13 protein-coding genes and 1 pseudogene are annotated in these 17,421 nt (G+C 65.2%); 7 read left to right on the top strand and 7 right to left on the bottom strand.

What is annotated here, in order from left to right; all coding sequences use genetic code 11:
- The first annotated feature begins 51 nt into the window (after positions 1-51).
- Together ACE3UY_RS13305 and ACE3UY_RS13300 are read left to right on the top strand one after the other, a co-directional pair.
- Positions 52-720, top strand: coding sequence for a redox-sensing transcriptional repressor Rex (locus ACE3UY_RS13305; RefSeq protein WP_374687994.1), 669 nt, complete (start codon positions 52-54; stop codon positions 718-720).
- 108 nt (positions 721-828) lie between these two features.
- Entirely contained in the window at positions 829-1,659 is an 831-nt protein-coding gene (locus tag ACE3UY_RS13300; RefSeq protein ID WP_374687993.1) for a DNA adenine methylase, read from the top strand.
- A gap of 174 nt (positions 1,660-1,833) precedes the next feature.
- Here ACE3UY_RS13300 and ACE3UY_RS13295 read toward each other — a convergent pair whose 3' ends face one another.
- The 7 genes and pseudogenes from ACE3UY_RS13295 to ACE3UY_RS13265 all read right to left on the bottom strand — a co-directional run bounded on the left by ACE3UY_RS13295 (position 1,834) and on the right by ACE3UY_RS13265 (position 10,069).
- A complete protein-coding gene (locus ACE3UY_RS13295; protein WP_374687992.1) occupies positions 1,834-2,850 on the bottom strand; it encodes a rod shape-determining protein in 1,017 nt (338 codons plus the stop codon).
- 118 nt (positions 2,851-2,968) lie between these two features.
- A complete protein-coding gene (locus ACE3UY_RS13290; protein WP_374687991.1) occupies positions 2,969-3,424 on the bottom strand; it encodes a F0F1 ATP synthase subunit epsilon in 456 nt (151 codons plus the stop codon).
- Between the two features lie 78 nt (positions 3,425-3,502).
- Positions 3,503-4,897: a F0F1 ATP synthase subunit beta gene (gene atpD, locus ACE3UY_RS13285; protein ID WP_374687990.1), complete on the bottom strand. Its 1,395-nt coding sequence runs from the start codon at positions 4,895-4,897 to the stop codon at positions 3,503-3,505.
- Between the two features lie 166 nt (positions 4,898-5,063).
- The gene (atpG, locus tag ACE3UY_RS13280; RefSeq protein WP_374687989.1) at positions 5,064-5,972 is read right to left on the bottom strand and encodes an ATP synthase F1 subunit gamma; all 909 of its coding nucleotides are present in this window, start codon (positions 5,970-5,972) and stop codon (positions 5,064-5,066) included.
- 163 nt (positions 5,973-6,135) lie between these two features.
- A pseudogene (gene atpA, locus ACE3UY_RS13275) lies at positions 6,136-7,740 on the bottom strand (F0F1 ATP synthase subunit alpha); the annotation flags it as partial.
- 173 nt (positions 7,741-7,913) lie between these two features.
- On the bottom strand, positions 7,914-8,981 hold the full coding sequence (locus tag ACE3UY_RS13270; RefSeq protein WP_374687988.1) for a M42 family metallopeptidase: 1,068 nt from the start codon (positions 8,979-8,981) through the stop codon (positions 7,914-7,916).
- Positions 8,982-9,214: 233 nt separating this feature from the next.
- Positions 9,215-10,069 (bottom strand): lysostaphin resistance A-like protein, encoded by an 855-nt coding sequence (locus ACE3UY_RS13265; RefSeq protein WP_374687987.1) that lies wholly within the window; start codon positions 10,067-10,069, stop codon positions 9,215-9,217.
- Positions 10,070-10,211: 142 nt separating this feature from the next.
- Between ACE3UY_RS13265 and ACE3UY_RS13260 the strand changes: the two genes are divergently transcribed.
- From ACE3UY_RS13260 to ACE3UY_RS13240, 5 genes are all read left to right on the top strand, one after another.
- Entirely contained in the window at positions 10,212-13,085 is a 2,874-nt protein-coding gene (locus ACE3UY_RS13260) for a glycosyltransferase family 39 protein (protein WP_374687986.1), read from the top strand.
- A 40-nt stretch (positions 13,086-13,125) separates the two neighbouring features.
- A complete protein-coding gene (locus ACE3UY_RS13255; protein ID WP_374687985.1) occupies positions 13,126-15,453 on the top strand; it encodes an ArnT family glycosyltransferase in 2,328 nt (775 codons plus the stop codon).
- On the top strand, positions 15,443-16,567 hold the full coding sequence (locus ACE3UY_RS13250) for a hypothetical protein (RefSeq protein WP_374687984.1): 1,125 nt from the start codon (positions 15,443-15,445) through the stop codon (positions 16,565-16,567). Before ACE3UY_RS13255 ends, ACE3UY_RS13250 begins: the two co-directional genes overlap by 11 nt.
- Positions 16,564-16,926, top strand: a complete 363-nt coding sequence (locus ACE3UY_RS13245) for a nucleotidyltransferase family protein (protein WP_374687983.1) — start codon at positions 16,564-16,566, stop codon at positions 16,924-16,926. The genes ACE3UY_RS13250 and ACE3UY_RS13245 overlap by 4 nt, the downstream gene beginning before the upstream one ends.
- Before the next feature lie 18 nt (positions 16,927-16,944).
- Positions 16,945-17,421, top strand: a 477-nt coding sequence (locus ACE3UY_RS13240) for a uracil-DNA glycosylase family protein (protein WP_374687982.1), incomplete at its 3' end; no start/stop codon positions are given.

The following is a 17,421-nucleotide window of genomic DNA, read 5'->3' as shown; positions in this document are numbered from 1 at the left end:
TCACCGTAAAATCACCCTGCTTCACTTGCCGTCAGCGCCGCCTCTGTTACAATGTTCGTGAAAAGTTGCACGAATCGCTCTCAGGAGCCGACTGTGGATCACGAAATCCCCGACATCGTCATCGGCCGTTTGCCCGTCTACTTGCGCGAGCTCAGCCGCATGGAGCGCGAGGCGGGCAAGACCACCACGTCTTCGCATGAACTGGCCGAACGGCTGGGCATCAGTTCAGCGCAGATCCGCAAAGACCTGTCCCACTTCGGCGAGTTCGGCAAGCAGGGTACGGGCTACCACATCAACTACCTCATCGAACGGCTGAGCGAAATCCTGCGCCTGACCCGCGAGTGGCCGGTGGCCCTGGTCGGCGCGGGCTTCCTCGGACACGCTCTGGCCAGCTATCGCGGCTTCCAGCGGCGCGGCTTCGCCATCACCTGCGTTTTCGACAGCGACCCGGCCAAGATCGGCGAGCACATCGGCGAACTGGTCGTGCAGGACGTGGCCGACCTGGAGACGGCGCTGGGCGGGCAGGGCATCGAGATCGCCATCCTGGCTGTGCCGGCCGACGCGGCCCAGGTGACGGCCGAGCGGCTGGTTCAGGCGGGCATCAAGGCCATCCTCAACTACGCGCCCGTCTCGCTGACCGTGCCGCCCGGCGTCCACGTCAGCCATAGCGACCCGGTGGTGCAGTTGCAGCAGATGACCTATTATCTTCTGCCGGAATAGAAGAAGAATCCACAGATTTCGCAGATTACTCAGATTTCAGAGAGGCTTGTGTAGTCCTCGTTATCTGTCAAGTCTACGTACGGGCGGTCGGCCGATCTGCACTTTATCGTGAACCAGCAACCCCACTCAATTGCCCGGCCGGTGCTCAAGTGGGCGGGCGGCAAGGGGCGGCTGCTGCCCGAACTGCTGGCCCGTGTCCCTGACGAGTTTAACGCCTACCATGAACCGTTCGTCGGCGGCGGCGCGCTTTTCTTCGCGCTGGCCGGACAGGGGCGCATCCGGCGCGCCTACCTCTCCGACGCCAACGCCGGGCTCATTGATGTCTACCTTGCTCTGCGCAATGCTGTGGAGGAGGTCATCGCCGCGCTGGGCCAGCACGCCTACGAGCGGGAACACTACTACCGCGTCCGCGCCCTGCGGCCCGAAGCGCTGACGCTACCGGAGCGGGCAGCGCGGGTGATCTACCTCAACAAGACGTGCTACAACGGCCTCTACCGCGAGAACCGGGCCGGGCAGTTCAACGTGCCCTTTGGCCGGTACAAGAACCCGACCATCTGCGACGAGCCGAACCTGCGGGCGGCGTCGGCGGTGCTGCAAGGGGTGGACATCGCCCGCCGCCGCTTCTCCACAGTGCTAGACTATGCGCAGCCGGGGAACTTCGTCTACTTCGACCCACCCTACCACCCCGTCTCCCCTACGGCCAACTTCACCACCTACGACCGCGACGGCTTCGGCCCCGACGACCAGCGGCAGTTGCGCGACGTCTTTGCCGCGTTGGCCGATAAGGGCGTGCGGGCCATGCTCTCCAACTCCGACATGCCCTTTGTGCGCGATCTTTACGCCGGCTTCCACATCGAGCAGCTTTACGCGGCGCGGGCAGTCAACTCCAAAGCCAACGGCCGCGGCAAAGTCGCCGAACTGCTGATCTGCAACTTCTAAGAAGAGAATCCACAGATTTCACAGATTGCGCAGATTAAGAAAGAGACTCACGCAAAGAGCGCAAAGGACGCGAAGAACGCAAAGAATCATTCTTCCTTAGCGTTCTTAGCGATTTTAGCGTACTTTGCGTGAGCCTCTTTTCTTTAATCTGCGAAATCTGTGGATTCTTTCTTCTTAGAAATCGGGGATGCTGCGCTGGAGCACGGGCAGTTCGGCCAGCGCCTTGCCCGCGCCCAGGGCGGTGCAGGCGATAGGGTTGTCGGCCACGTAGGCCGGCACGCCCGTCTCCTTGGTCAGCAGTGAGTCAAGTTCGCGCAGCAGCGCGCCGCCGCCGGTCAGAGCCATGCCGCGGTCGATGATGTCCGACGACAGTTCCGGCGGCGTCTTCGCCAGCACGGCCCGCACGACGTTGACGATGGCCGCCAGCGGCTCGCTGATGGCCTCGGTCACTTCGCTGGAGGTGATGGTGATCGTCCGCGGCAAGCCGGCCACCTGGTCGCGCCCCTGCACCTGCATCTCCAGCCGCTCATCCAGTTCGACGGCCGCGCCGATCTTGATCTTGATCGCTTCGGCCGTCGGCTCGCCGATGATCAGGTTGTACTTTTTGCGGACGTAGCTGATGATGGCCTCGTCCAGGTGGACGCCGCCGACGCGCACCGACTCGGCGCAGACGATGCCGTTCATGGCAACGACGGCCGCCTCGGTGGAGCCGCCCCCCAGGTCGACGACCAGGTTGCCGGTCGGCGTGCCCACAGGCAGCCCCGCGCCGATGGCCGCCGCCAATGGCTCCGGGATGAGATTGACCTCGCGCGCCCCGGCAGCCAGCGCCGCCTCGCGGACGGCGCGGCGCTCGACGCTCGTCACGCCGTAGGGCACGCTGATCATCACCGACGGCTTGCGCATGGGGAAGCGCCCGGCCACCTTGGTGATGAAGTACTCCAGCATACCCTGGGTGACGAAGTAGTCGGCGATGACGCCGTCGCGCAGCGGGCGCATGACCTCGATCTCAGTCGGCGTGCGGCCGTACATATCCTTGGCCGCGCGGCCGACCTCGACGATGATCGTCTTGTTGCCGTCTTCCCGGATGGCGACGACCGACGGCTCCTGGAGCACGACGCCGCGCCCTTGCAGGTGAACCAGGACGTTCACCGTGCCCAGGTCGATGGCGATTTGGGGAGTAAATAGTGACACGCTAACTAATGACCTCTGAGAGGCAAGATTAACGCAAAGACGCAAGGACGCCAAGACGCAAGGGAAACATTAACTTCCCCTCTGCACCTTGGCGTCCTTGCGCCTTTGCGTTGGCTGCTTATCTCGGTTGCTCCGGCTCCGTGCGACCCATACCGGTGGCGACGCTGCGGCGGCGGCGACGGCCCACGTCAACACGCGCCTGGGCGCGCAACAGCGAGGCGCGCACCGCGGCGATGCGATCCGGGTCGTCCTTGACGCCTGTCCGCATGATCTCTTCCGCTTCCACCCGGGCGCGCTCGGCGCGCTCGATGTCGATCTCATCCGCCTGCTCAGCCGAGTCGGCCAGGATCGTAACGTGATCGGGCTGCACCTCGACGAAGCCGCCGCCGATAGCGAAGTACTCCTCGTGGCCGCCCACGCGCACTACGACCTCGCCGAAGTCCAGCGCGGTCAGCAGCGGGCTATGGTGGGGCAGAATGCCCATGCGGCCTTCGGTTCCCGGCAGGTTCACCGCGTCAACCGGGCCGCTGAAGACCATCTTTTCCTGAGTGACGATATCGCACTGAATTGGCATAGATGTCATCCATTGCAGGGGCAGGTTTGAAACCTTCCCCTACGACACCGGCTATAAGGGCGGGTTTGAAACCCGCCCCTACGCCATGGCGCGCAATTTCTCCGCCTTCTCCACCGCCTGGTCAATGCCGCCGACCATGTAGAACGCCTGCTCCGGCAGGTCGTCGTGCTTGCCGTCGAGAATCTCGCGGAAGCCGCGCACCGTCTCGGCCGTGGGCACGTACTGCCCCGACAAGCCGGTAAACTTCTCGGCCACGTACATGGGCTGGCCCAGGAAGCGCTCCATCTTGCGGGCGCGCGCCACCAACAGCTTCTGGTCTTCGCTCAATTCGTCGATGCCCAGAATGGCGATGATGTCTTGCAAGTCCTTATAGGTCTGGAGCACCTGCTTGACTTCGCGGGCGGTGCGGTAGTGAAGCTCGCCGACCACGTCGGGCTGGAGGGCGCGGCTGCTGGAAGCCAACGGATCCACCGCCGGGAAGATGCCGCGGGCGAAGACGCTGCGCTCCAGGGTGATGATGGCGTCCAGATGGGCGAACGTCGCCACCGGCGCGGGGTCAGAGTAGTCGTCGGCGGGCACGTAGATGGCCTGCATCGAGGTGATGGAGCCTTTGCGGGTGGAGGTGATGCGCTCTTGCAGCGCCCCCATTTCCGCTGCCAGCGTTGGCTGGTAGCCAACGGCGCTGGGCATGCGGCCCAACAACGCCGACATTTCCGAGCCGGCCAGCACGTAGCGGAAGATGTTGTCGATGAATAGCAGCACGTCGCGCCCTTCGTCGCGGAAGTACTCGGCCATCGTCAGGCCGGTCAGCGCCACGCGCAGGCGCACGCCGGGTGTCTCGTTCATCTGGCCGAAGACCATGGCGACCGAGTCCTGCACGCCGTACTCCTGCATCTCATAGTACAGGTCGGTTCCCTCGCGGGTGCGCTCGCCCACGCCAGCGAAGACGGACACGCCCTCGTGCTCCTGGGCCACGGTGCGGATGAGTTCGGCGATGGTGACGGTTTTGCCCACGCCCGCGCCGCCGTAGATGCCTGTCTTGCCGCCTTTGATGAAGGGGGCCAGCAGGTCAACGACCTTCAGGCCGGTCTCGAACGTCTCCACAACGGTGCTCTGATCCTCGAAGTCCGGCGCGGCGCGATGAATGGGGTAGTAGACGTCCGCCTTGGGCGTTGGCCGGCCGTCCACCGCCTGGCCGGTCACGTCGAAGATGCGGCCCAGCGTGACCCGACCGACGGGAACCTTGATGGGCGCGCCGGTAGCGACCACATCGCGGCCGCGCGGCACGCCATCGGTCGATCCCATGGCGACGGTGCGCACCGCGCCGCCGCCCAGGTGTTGCTGTACTTCCAGCACCAGTTCGCCCTGCGGCGCTTCCAGGGTCAACGCCTCATAAATCTCCGGCAGTTGCCCTTCCGGGAAATCTACGTCCACGACAACGCCACGGATGGCGGTGATTTTACCAGTTGCCATGCTTCCTCCAGAAGAAGTTGTCAGTTGTCAGTTGTTAGTTGTTAGTTGTTAGTTGTCAGTTGTTAGTTGTCAGTTGTTAGTTGTCAGTTGTTAGTTGTCAGTAAGCAGTGAACTTGGTTACTAACAACTAATAACTGACAACTAATAACTGACAACTGACAACTATCTACATGGATTTCAGCGCCTCAGCGCCGCCGACAATGTCGAGAATCTGATTGGTAATGGTGGCCTGGCGGGCCTTGTTGCGCTCCAGCGTCAGGATGTCCACCAGTTCGATGGCGTTGTCGGTGGCGTTGTTCATAGCCACCATGCGGGCGCTGTGCTCACTGGCCAGCGCCTCCAGCAACGACTGGTATATCTGGAGCCGCGTAAAGCGAGGCACGATGTCGTTCAGCAGCGCCTCCGCGTTCGGCTCGTAGGTGTAAGACTGCTGCGACGCCTTCTGCGCGTCCACGCCGCTAACGTACTCCGCGCCGGGCATCCCGGTCAGGTCGGCCGGCTTCAGCGGCAACAACTGGCGGATGACCGGCTGGCGGGTCACCAGGTTGACGAATTCGCTGTAGCCGATGAAGACCTGGTCCATGCTCTCGCTGAGCATGGCGTCAATGGCGACGCGGGCGACGGCGGTGATGTCCAGAAAGGAGGGCGGATCGGGGATGCGGTCGAAGGTGGCGACGACGTCGAAGTGCCGCCGCACCATCGCGTCGCGCCCCTTGCGGCCGACGGTGATGACCTTGGCCGGCTTGTCCGCCGCCCGCAGGAAGCGCTCGGCCAGGGTGATCATGTTGACGTTGTAAGACCCGGATAGGCCGCGGTCGCTGGTCATCAGGATCAGGCCGATGTTGCGCACGTTCTCGCGGGCGGTCATCAGCGGGTGGGTCGTGGCCGACGCGCCCGGCTGGGCGGCGAGGTTCTGGATGATCTCGAACGCCTTGCGGGCGTAGTGGCGCGTGGCTTGGGCCTGGCGCTGGGCCCGGCTGGCCTTCGACGCCGACACGGCCGCCAACGCGCTCGTCACCTGGGAGATGTTCTTGACGCTCTTGATGCGCTTGTTGAGTTCGCGTTCAGTTGCCATGAGCAGTTGTCAGTTGTCAGTTGTGAGTGATCAGTCGTTAGTGGTTCGCCGTTGGTCGTCCGCCCACTGACAACGGATCACTGACAACCGATCACTCATTCGACCAGGTGTTGTTGAACTCGACCACCCCTTGCTTGATGGCCTCCTCGACCTTATCGTTCCAGACGCCGGTATCCAGGATGGTCTTGCCCACCTGGGAGTAAGCCGTATCCATGAAGCGGGTGAACTCGCTCTTCCAGCGCGGGACGTGCTTCACGTCCACGTTGTCCAGATAGCCGCGCGTGCCGGCGTAGATGAGGAACACCTCATGGTCGAGCCGGAGGGGCTGGTACTGGGGCTGCTTCAGCAGTTCCATCAGCCGCTCGCCGCGGGCCAACTGGCGCTGCGTGGCCGGGTCCAGGTCGGAGCCGAATTGGGCGAAGGCCGCCAGTTCGCGGAACTGGGACAGATCGCCCTTCAGCGTGCTGGCCGCCTTGCTCATGGCCTTCTTCTGGGCCGCGCTGCCAACGCGCGACACCGACAGACCGGCGTTGATGGCCGGGCGCTGGCCGGCGTTGAACAGGTCGGTCTCCAGGTACAACTGGCCGTCGGTGATGGAGATGACGTTGGTCGGAATGTAGGCCGACACGTCGCCCAGCAGCGTCTCGATGATGGGCAGCGCCGTCAGCGAACCGCCCGTGCCGGGGATTTTAGCCACCTCGTACTTCTCTTTGGCCCCTTCACCCAGCGCTTCCATGCCCTTATGGAGGCCCTCTTCGGTGAGATTGCCAAAGTAGACCTGACCATCGACACCCTTCGTCTCCGCGGTCACGTTAGTGCCTTTGGGGACGATGATGAACTCGTCACGCAGACGCACGGCCCGCTCCAGCAGGGTGCTGTGCAGCGAGAAGATGTCGCCGGGGTACGCCTCGCGGCCGGGCGGGCGGCGCAGGATGAGCGACATCTGGCGGTAGGCCCAGGCGTGCTTGGACAGGTCGTCGTAGACCACCAGGGCGTCAAGCCCCTGCTCCATGAACTCCTCGCCAATGGCGCAGCCGGAGTAGGGGGCAAAGTACTGGAGCGGGGCGGGGTCAGCCGCGCCGGCCATGACGACGGTGGTGTACTCCATCGCGCCGTACTTCTCCAGGGTGTTCACCACCTGCGCCACCTGCCCGGTGCGCTGGCCGATGGCGACGTAGATGCAGAGCAGGTTCTGGCCCTTCTGGTTGATGATGGTGTCCAGGGCGATAGCCGTCTTGCCCGTCTGGCGGTCGCCGATGATCAACTCGCGCTGGCCGCGGCCGATGGGAAACATCGAGTCGACAGACAGAATGCCTGTCTGCACCGGCGTGTCCACGCCCTTGCGCGCGACCACGCCAGGGGCGGTGCGCTGGAGGGGGCGGCGCTTGGTCGTGTTGATCGGCCCCTTGCCGTCGAGCGGGTTGCCGAGGGGATCGACCACGCGGCCGATCAGCGCGTCACCCACCGGCACGGAGGCAATGTTGCCCGTCGCCCGCACCTGGTCGCCGACTTCGATAGTGGTGTAGTCGCCCATGACGACGATACCGACCGCGTCCGGCTGGAGGTCGAGCACGATGCCGGCCACGCCGGAACTGAATTCGACCAGTTCGTTCGCGGCCACGTCGGCCAGACCGGAGGCCAGGGCGACGCCGTCATAGACAGCCGAGACCGTACCTACACTGCGGGAAGTGATCTTATGGTCGAAGGTCTTGATCTGATCGAGCAGGGAATCGGTAATTCGTTGAAAGTCCGGAGCAAGGGTTGCCATGCAATCGTCCTCCTAGGGTGTCGTGTTAGGCAAGTGTTTCGTTAGAAAGGGGCGGGGGAGCCGGGGGGCGGGGGAGCAGGGGAGAACACCCCGCTATGCAGGTTCTTTCATCCCTGCTCCCCTGCGCCCCTGCACCCCTGCGTTTTTGTATCATTGCGTTGAACGGTTCAAGTTCAGCCGGTCAACCCGGCGACGGTGGCCGCGTCGAGTTTGGCGACGAGGGCCGTCAACAATTGTACCGCATGATCGTAATCGTCGCGATGAATGATCGCGCCGTGGCTGTGGATGTGGCGGGCGGGCACACCCAGGACGACCGTGGGCACGCCCACGCCGTGCAGATGAATGGCCCCGCCGTCGGTCGCGCCGCCGGGCATGTTGGAGAACTGGAGCGGGATGCCTAATTCGGCGGCGGTATCGATCACGAGGTCACGCAGCTTCAGGTTGGGGATCATGCGCGCGTCGTAGAGCATGAGCGCCGGCCCGCCGCCCAGCTTCACGCTCGACTGCTCCTTCTTGATGCCGGGCACGTCGCCGGCGATGTCGGACTCCAGGATGATGGCTACGTCGGGATCGACGGCGCGGGCGCTGGTCGTCGCGCCGCGAACGCCGACCTCTTCCATGACCGTCTGGACGCCGTAGAGGTCGTTGGGGTTGCCGCCGTTGGCCTGGAAGTGGCGCAGGGCGTCGATGACCAGGGCGCAGCCGACGCGGTTGTCGAACGCCTTGGACATGTAGGTGCGCGGATTGGCGAGGACGGCGAAGCGGGCATCGGGCACGGCCGGGTCGCCCAGGCGCACGCCGGCGGCCTCCGCGTCGGCCTTGCTGGTCGCGCCGATGTCGATGTACATGTCCTTCTTCTCGACCAGCTTCGACCGCTCATCGGCTGACAGCAGGTGGGGCGGCTTGGCCCCGACGACGCCGAGTACGTCCCCTTTGTGGGTCTTGACGATGACGCGCTGGGCCAGGAGCACTTGATCCCACCAGCCGCCGAGTTGCAGGAACTTGAGAAAGCCCTCGTCGCTGATGTGGGTGACAATGAGGCCGATCTCGTCCATGTGGCCGGCCAGCATGACCCGCGGCCCCTCGCCCGGCCGGTGGCAAATGAGGCTACCCAGCTTGTCCTGGGTGACTTCGCCCAGCGGTTCCATGTAGCCGCGCAGCACGGCGCGCACCTCGGTCTCATAGCCGGGCACGCCGTGGGCTTCGGTGAGTGCTTGGAGGAGTTGTTCGGTTTGATCCACGAAGTTCAATCCTATTATAAGGAAGTGGTGTCATAGCAGGACGGTTGATCGTACCGCACCTGTACGGAATTGTCCACCTGACGCGCCCTCGCAGGCTGCGCCACGGGCTTGTGAAGCGCGTCACAAGTTGGGGTGAATTGTAGTGGATTGTGGGCGGATCGGCTACCGTTGGCGAGGATTAGCACATGGTATAATGCGTTCAGCAAGACGAGACAGGAGCGCGAATGAGTTTCCTACAACGACTCCACAATCGGCAAAATAATCAGCATATCCATCCCCATGTGAAACAGGACGGAGCCCCACAGGCTATTGGCCCAGCGCATGGCCCAAGCCATCACCAACCCAAGACCGATCACGCCCAGACCGAACATGATGCCAACGGCTGACTCGAAGTAGGTAGCGTTCATGTGGGACACGCCGTAGGCCAACGCGGTCACTGTCATCGCGCCTGCCCAGCCAATCCCGGCCTCATACGACCGCAGGAAGACGCCGCGGAACCACAACTCTTCCATGATCGCGTTGGCGGTGACGAAGGTCAATATCCACGGCGCGGCTGCCAGCAGGTCGCCCGTGCTCATGCCGGCCAACAAGAGCATCGCCACCATGACCACCGCGCACACGGCAAGCGACATCAGCCCGAACGGCAGCCAGCGCCGCGGCTGCCCACGCTGTAGGTAGATCCAGCCCAGGTTCCGCCACGCCAGCCAGGACAGGATGACTAGCACCGGCGTCACCGTCAGGAACTGGACGAATTTGTCCTGAGCTAGTTCGTGGAAAGGGTTGGTGGCGGTCCGGTAGTGATTGAACGGCCCGATGACCAGAGCCAGGTTGGCCGCGGCGGCGACGAACAGGGCGTAGACCGGCGGCGCGTAGTGAGCTAGAGCCGGGCGTTGCCGGAGCGCCAGCGCCAGAAGGCCGAACGTCGCGACCAGCGCTGCGGAGAAGAGGAGATTATCGTTGGTGGGGAAGACATCGAAGTAGGGCGATCCGAGGACGAAGATCAACTGACCGCCGAGCAAGAGCAACACGAACAGCGCGGCGCGGCCGACCGGTCGCGTCTCGGTGGGTACATAAGCCGGGGTGTTCATGGCAACCTCCCTTTGACGAGATTATACCATAAAACAGCCCCGTTTCTCACCTGTGCGTGCTCATGTAACCACCCATTGAATCGCCTACGCCACCTCCACGCCCGCGTGCCTCTCCCGGCTTCCCGCGCTAGAATCAACCCATATGGCTGCACATGGCGGGGAACCTACCGGGCGCCGCTTTGCCCCGCTTCTCATCCTGCTCGCCCTCGTTCTGCTGGGTTATGCCCTGCGCGTCTACAACCTCGACGCCTTCAGCTTCTGGACGGATGAGGGGTTGACGCCGGCGCGCTCGGGCTACCCCGTGGCCCAAATCCTGCGCAACGAGATCGTGATTCAGGGCGTCGTCACCAAAGACACCCACCCGCCGCTCTACTACCTGATCATCCACGTCACCCGGCAGTTGTTCGGCCTCAGCGACTTCGCCTTCCGCTACCCATCGGTGCTATTCGGCGTGCTGCTCATCCCGCTGCTCTATCAGCTTGGCCGGCGCATGGGCGGCCAGACGTTGGGCCTGCTCGTCGCCCTGCTGGCGGCCGTCAACCCGCTCCAGGTCTACTACAGCCAGGAAGCGCGCATGTATACGCTGTTGGCGCTGCTGGTCACGGCGATGAGTTACGTCTTGTGGCGAGCGCTGGGCGAAGAGGCGGAAGAACCTGACGCAAAGATGCGGCTGGCGCGTTGGTTGCTGCTCTATGGTCTGCTGGCCGGCCTGGCCTTCTACACCCACTACACCGCCGCCTTCCTCATCGCCGCGCAGGCTCTCTTCTGGGGCTGGCTGCTGTGGCGGCGGGGGATGCGGCGGCTCATCCTGGGCGCGCTGGTCGTGGCTGCGCTGGCCGCCATCCCGCTGCTGCCCTACACCGTGCCGCGCCTGCTCGGCGGCGCGGAGGCCAACTATAGCTACGTCTCGCCGCTGGTCATGCTGCAAGATGTCGTCCGCTTCTTCAACCTGGGGCTGACGGTGGACTTCGAGCAAGGCTTTGTCCGCTTGCTCAACGGGCTGGCCTTGGGCTTGCTGGCCTTGGGCGCGTGGGGGGCGCGGCCGTGGCGCAAGCGTCTTTTCCTGATAGCCTGGCTGCTGGCCGTCGTCCTCGGCCTGATGCTCGGCTCGCTCCTGTTCAAGCCGATGTACCAGGGCGTCCGCCACATCATGGCCGGCAGTCCGGCGTTCTTGCTGCTGGTCGCCTCCGGTATCTGGGTCGTCTGGACGTGGCTGCCCCCACCCGTTGTCGCGCGGGTTGGCAACCCGGCCGGCGCGACAACGGGCCGGCAAGAGGAACTGACCGGCTGGACTGCCTGGCGGGCCAGTCGGCCGGCCGTCAACCCATTCGGTATCATGCTGCTCGCCCTGCTGCTTCTCGGCTCCACGTTGGCGCTGGTGAACCTCTACACCGACCCTACCTACGCCAAAGACGACTTCCGCGCCATTGTTCGCTTCATCGAGACGCGCGCCGGCGCGCGCGACGTCGTCCTCTACAACAACGCCGTCCTGCTGCCGCTGCACGAGCACTACCGGCTGCGGCCTGATATCGCCGTCACCGCCTTGCCCACCTATCCCCAGGTCGCCACGGGGCAGGAGCCGGAGTTGGCGGCGCTGGCCGCCGACTACGAACGCATCTGGTTCGTCACCGACCCACCGGCCGACGGGCGCGACGATGCTCGGCTCATCCACGCCTGGCTCGACGATCAGCTGCTGCAAGTCAGCAACCGGATATTCCCGGCGCGCACAACGATCGCGGAGGTGATCGGCTATGGGACGGCGGCCGACGGCCGGCCGCCGACGGCCGTCAGCATCGAGGGGTTGGAGTCGCCCGCGTTGCGCGGCGTTCGGGTTGGCGGCTCGCAACCACTCACGTTGCCGACGTTGTGGATCGACCTGTTCTGGGAGGGGGAGGAACCAGCCGGCAATGTCTTGCTTCATTTCAGCCTGACCGGCCCCGATGGTCTGGAGCGATTCCGCTACACCCATCGGCTCCCTGGCCGGGAGGAGTCCTGGTCTTCCTCCGGCTCCAATCGGCGTAGCTATGACCTGCCGTTGCCGCCAGGGCTGCCGCCGGGCGTGTACGTCCTGTCCCTCGCGCTCGATGATGGCGAGCTGCTACCTATCGGCGAAATCGAGCTCGCCGCGACCGATACCTGGCCCGCCGCGCCTGAGCAACTCTTTGCCGACGACCTGAGGGCCGCCAGCCGCCCGCGGCCAATGGTCGTCTGGCCCGCCGGCCTGGCGCTGGCCGCCGTCGAGCCATGGGACGACAGCGTGCTGCCGGGCAACAACCTGCCGTTGACGCTCCATTGGCGGGCGGGACCGGATGGCATCGACCTGACCGATCTGCGCTACCGGCTGGAGGTGCTGGGGCCGGATGGCGATGTACTGCGCACTCAGGAGGCCCGGCCGGGCGCGCCCTGGCTCGGCCGCGTGGCCGGCGGCGCGCTGCTGCGTGAAGTGACGAGCCTCTACTTCGGGCCGGACACAGCGCCCGGCCGCTACCGTTTGCGCTGGACGCTGCTGGAGGGCGATGCGTCCATCGGCCAGGCGACCACAGCCGGTCGGATCGTCGTGAAGCCGTGGCCGCTGGTAACCGAGGCGCCGCCGGCCGCTGTTGTCGTCGATGCCGGCTTTGGCCCGGCCATCCGCCTGTATGGTTACGATCTAGGCCCGGCGGCGGACGGCCAGTTGCCGCTGACGCTTTATTGGCAGGCCACGGCCGCGCCCGAGGGCGATTATGTGGTCTTCGTCCATCTGGTTGACGGAGCGACGGGCGAAATCGTCAGCCAGGTTGACACCATCCCCGTCGGCGGACAGCGCACCACAAGCGGCTGGCGGCGTGGCGAGGTCGTCACTGATGCTTACCAGCTATCCCTGCCATCCGGCCTCCCGCCCGGCCGCTACCACGTGAACGTTGGCCTCTACAACCCGGACGACGGGACGCGGCTGCCGGTGGATTTGGACGGGGTGAACCAACCCGATGACCAGCTCCGGTTGACGACGCTCGATCTGGCGGGGGAAGCGCCGTGAATTATAATCGGTGTAACCTGCGATCCCTTTTCCGAGCGCCATGACCCGACGACGCCTGTTGCTCAGCCTGATCCTAATCGGCTACCTGGTCATCACCCTGGCCTACGGGGCGATCAATCCGCTGTTCGAAGCGCCGGATGAGCACTGGCACTTCTTCACCGCCGAGGCCATCGCCCGCAACGGCCGGCTGCCGGTGGTCGAGGAACCGCCCGATGAGTGGTTGGGGCAGGAAGCGGCCCAGCCGCCGCTCTACTACCTGCTGGGCGCGGCGCTCATCGCCCCGATCGACACGGAGGGCGCGCGCGACGCCATCTGGCTCAACCCCTACGCCTGGATCGGCGACGCCTCGGCGCTGGCTAACGTCAACCGCATCGTGCATACGCCGGCCGAGGCGTGGCCCTGGCAGGGGTACGCGCTGGCAGCCCACCTGCTGCGCGTCCTGTCGACGCTGCTGGGGCTGGGCACGCTGCTGGCAATCTATGCCAGCGGCCGCCGCCTCTGGCCGGCCAGTACGACTCGCCCGCTGCTGGCAACGGCCCTGGTCGCCTTCCTGCCGCAATTCAACTTCGTCCATGCCTCGGTCAGCAACGATCCCCTCATTACGTTTCTGTGCAGTTTGGGCCTCTACCAGTTAATCGGCCTCTGGCGCGAGCCGCCCGGTGTTCTCGACAAGCGGGCCGTCGGGCGGTTGGTGCTGCTGGGCGTCACGGTCGGGATGGCGGCGCTGAGCAAGAACGCGGGCGTACTGCTGCTCGTCTATAGTCTCGGCTTCCTGGCCGTGCTGGCCCTGCGCGAGCGCCGGCCGCGCCTCATCTGGCAGGCGGCGCTGGCCGTGGGCGGGCCGGCCGTCCTCATCGCCGGCTGGCTGTGGGCGCGCAATCAATCGCTCTACGGCGACTGGACGGCCACGAACCGGTTCATCGCCATCGCCGGCGGCGACCGCGGTTACACCCTGTGGCAAGTGCTGGGCGAATCGCACGGACTCAGCCTCTCCCTCGTCGCCGTCTTTGGCTGGTTCAACCTGCGCGCGCCGCAATGGGTCTATCTGTCGTGGTTGGCGATCGTCGTCCTGGCGCTTCTCGGCGCGTTGAGTTGTTTCTTGAGTTCGCGGGGCGAGAGCAGGGGGGCAGGGGAGCAGGGGAGCAGGGGCAAAGAACACGTCGGTCAATCACGGCATTCTCCCCCGCTCCCCAGCTCCCCCGCTCCCCCGCGCTCCGACCACCTCCTCGCCCTCCTCCTCGCCGGCTGGGTCATCCTGGTCTACGCCGGCCTGGCAACGTTCATGATGCGTACCGAGGCGGCGCAAGGGCGGCTGCTCTTTCCGGCCATCCTGCCGGCGGCGCTGGGCGTGGCCTGGGGGCTGGCGGGCTGGGGCGACTGCATGCCCCGTGGTCTGGGGGCCATCAACCGCCGCCTCTCGCCGCTGCTGGCGCTGCTGGCCCTGGCAACCACCATCTACTGCCTCCTCTTCATCATCCAACCGGCCTACCAACCGCCGGGCGTGGTCAATGCTCTGCCCGACGACGTTCGGCGCGTGCTGCCCGAACTGACCGATCGGGGCCAGGGGCTAACACTCCTGGGGGCGCGGGTGGAGACCGAGACTGCACGGCCGGGCGACGTCGTCTGGTTGACGCTCTATTGGCGGGCCGACGACGTAGTAGCGGACGCGCCGGAATTCATCGTCGAACTGTACGGCCGGGACGTGGAGCGCATCGCCAACCTCCACAGCTACCACGGCCGCGGCCTCTACCCGGCGACGCTCTGGCCGCAGGGCGCGATCATCGCCGACCGCTTCGCCGTGCGCATTGAGCCGGAGGCCGAGGCCCCGGTGTTGGGCCGCATCTTCGCGCGGGTGAACGGCGGCGCGCCCGGCATTGAAGTCGCCACGGTTAAGATCACGCCCCACACCCCGCCGCCCGCGCCCGATGCGTGGTTGGCCGAAATAGGCGATCACATCGCCCTGGTCGCAACGAACATCACGCCGGCTGAGGCGCGTCCGGGGCAGATCGTCTACGTCGAGGCGCGCTGGTACGTGCCGCGCGGCACGCCGCAACGCGACTACACCACCCTGATCCACCTGGGACAGCCCGACCGGCCGCCCCTGAGCACCGGCGACAGCCCGCCGTTGGGCGGCGACTATCCCACGCGGGCCTGGAGCAACGGCGAGACCATCGACGATCGGTATGAACTGGTGATCCCAGCTGACCTCGCCGCCGGCCGCTATCCCATCTGGATCGGCATGTACGACCCGGCCAGCGGAACGCGGCTGCCCGTCACTGTCGAGGGGGAGTTACAGCCGAACGGCGTCTATCTGGCCGGTTGGCTCGACGTGACCTGCGGGCCGCAGGACATTGGCTGTGACGAGTGAAGCGCCGCCGGTCGCGGAGCGCTTGCCGCTTACCAACCCGTTTACCGCCGGCGACGCCCCGGCGCGCTCCCTCAACCGGGTCTGGCTCATGGAGTTGCCCGGCGTCCCCGTGGAAGAAGGGCTGCTCGGCCGGCGCGCCGGCGAGGTGCTGTCGACTGAGGCCGTGCGCAGTCTGGTTCGCGCCGCGCCGCTGCCCCTCGATCCGGCCGCGCCCAATTTGCTCCACCGGTTCGATGCCTGTTTTGACGATCCACAAACGCGCGGGCCGGCGCTGGCCGTGGCCGGGATAGTCGGCCGGCGGCTGGCCGCCTACTTGCTGGCGCTGCGGCGCGGTGACGCGGCCAACCGGGCGGCTCGCCCCGAATGGGACGACGTTCACTGGGCTTATTGGGCGGCGGTCGAGCGGGTTGTCATCGGCGGCGGGCTGCTGGCCGGCCGGCTGGGCGAAGCGGCCATTGCCGAAACCCGCGCCTTCCTGGCCGCCGCCAACTGCGATCTGCGGGTCGAGCGCTCGCCGTTTGGGGCGGCCATCGCCCTGGTCGGGCTGGCCCGCCACGCGCCGCCAGACGCCCGCCACATGCTGCTGTTGGACTTCGGCCATACGGCGGTCAAGTGCGGCCTGGCCGCCTATCACGACGGCTGGCTGAGCCAGATCACCATCCGTCCATCGCTGTCCGCCCAGGGAATTGTCGCGTCGTCGGCGACGGCGGCGGAGCGCTGGGAGCGGATGGCCGCCCTGATCGTCGCGGAGTGGACGACTGCCATTCCGACGGACGAGCGCGCGCGGACAAGCATTGGCCTGGCGTTGGCGACCCACCTGGAGGGCGGCCACCCGTTCCCGACTGATCGCGGCAGCTACGGGCAGTTGCGCGAGCTTGCGCCGAATCTGGCGGCATTCGTGGGTGAGGAGCTAGCGCGGCGGTTAAGTCCATACCACTCCGTCATCCTTTTGCACGACGGATTGGCCGCGGCCAGCACCCGCGCCGGCGAGCCGCAGACAGTGGTAATAACGCTGGGCACGTTCATTGGGGTGGGGTATACGCTAGGTGGAGAGGGGTTGCGACCGGTTAGTGCTAATGTGACAGTGGGGCAGTCTGAGTCGTCTTGCTTTTGATTGGCGACCTGAACCTTGTACAATGGCATGCCATGATCGATCTGGCGCCTGACGAATTAACCGAGATCAAGCGAATAGTAAGGCCTTACGTTCCATCACAACACGTTCTGGCATTTGGCTCTCGCATATCCCGTACCGCTCGGCGCTCTTCCGATCTCAATCTTGTTTTGATGGGTGATAAGGAGATCGACCCACAGACGTTGGGCGATTTTAGAGGGGCCTTCGCTGAGTCAGACTTACCTATTCATGTGGACGTGCTGGATTGGCAGGCGCTCTCGAAGAGTTTCCAGCAGGTCATCATGCATTCGCCAGTGGAGACTCTGCAACAGCCTGACGATCCAATCCCGCAGCCGCAGTAACGCCCAGGGAGGTTAATCATGCAATTCGGTCTATTTGAGGAACGACCGCAGTTCGCCACGTTGGATGATCTGGTGGCCGCTATGATGAAGCTGGAGGACGACCCGCTCTTTCCGGCCGGCACGAACATGGTCATCTATCGCGGCAATCCACAGGCCAAGCTGATGATCATCGGCGAAGCGCCAGGTACCGAGGAAGACCGCCAGGGCAAACCGTTCGTTGGCCGTTCCGGCCAGTTGCTCGACCAAATCCTCAAGTCGGTCGGCTTCGATTCGGAGCAAGACGTATTCATCACCAACGCCGTCTTCCGCCTGCCGCCTGGCGACGACGGCAAGCCGCTGCGCAAGCCGACGCCAGACGAGATCGTCTACTACAAGCCCTATCTTTTGGAGATCATTCGCCTGGTTGACCCGCTCATCATGCTGCTGACCGGCAACGTGGCGACCGAATCGCTGCTGGACAAGACGGGCATTACCCGGTTGCGCGGGGAGTGGCAC

This window comes from Promineifilum sp. (SeqCode), from assembly GCF_041918635.1.
Classification (GTDB): domain Bacteria; phylum Chloroflexota; class Anaerolineae; order Promineifilales; family Promineifilaceae; genus Promineifilum.
This window is presented reverse-complemented; position numbering and strand designations above follow the sequence as displayed.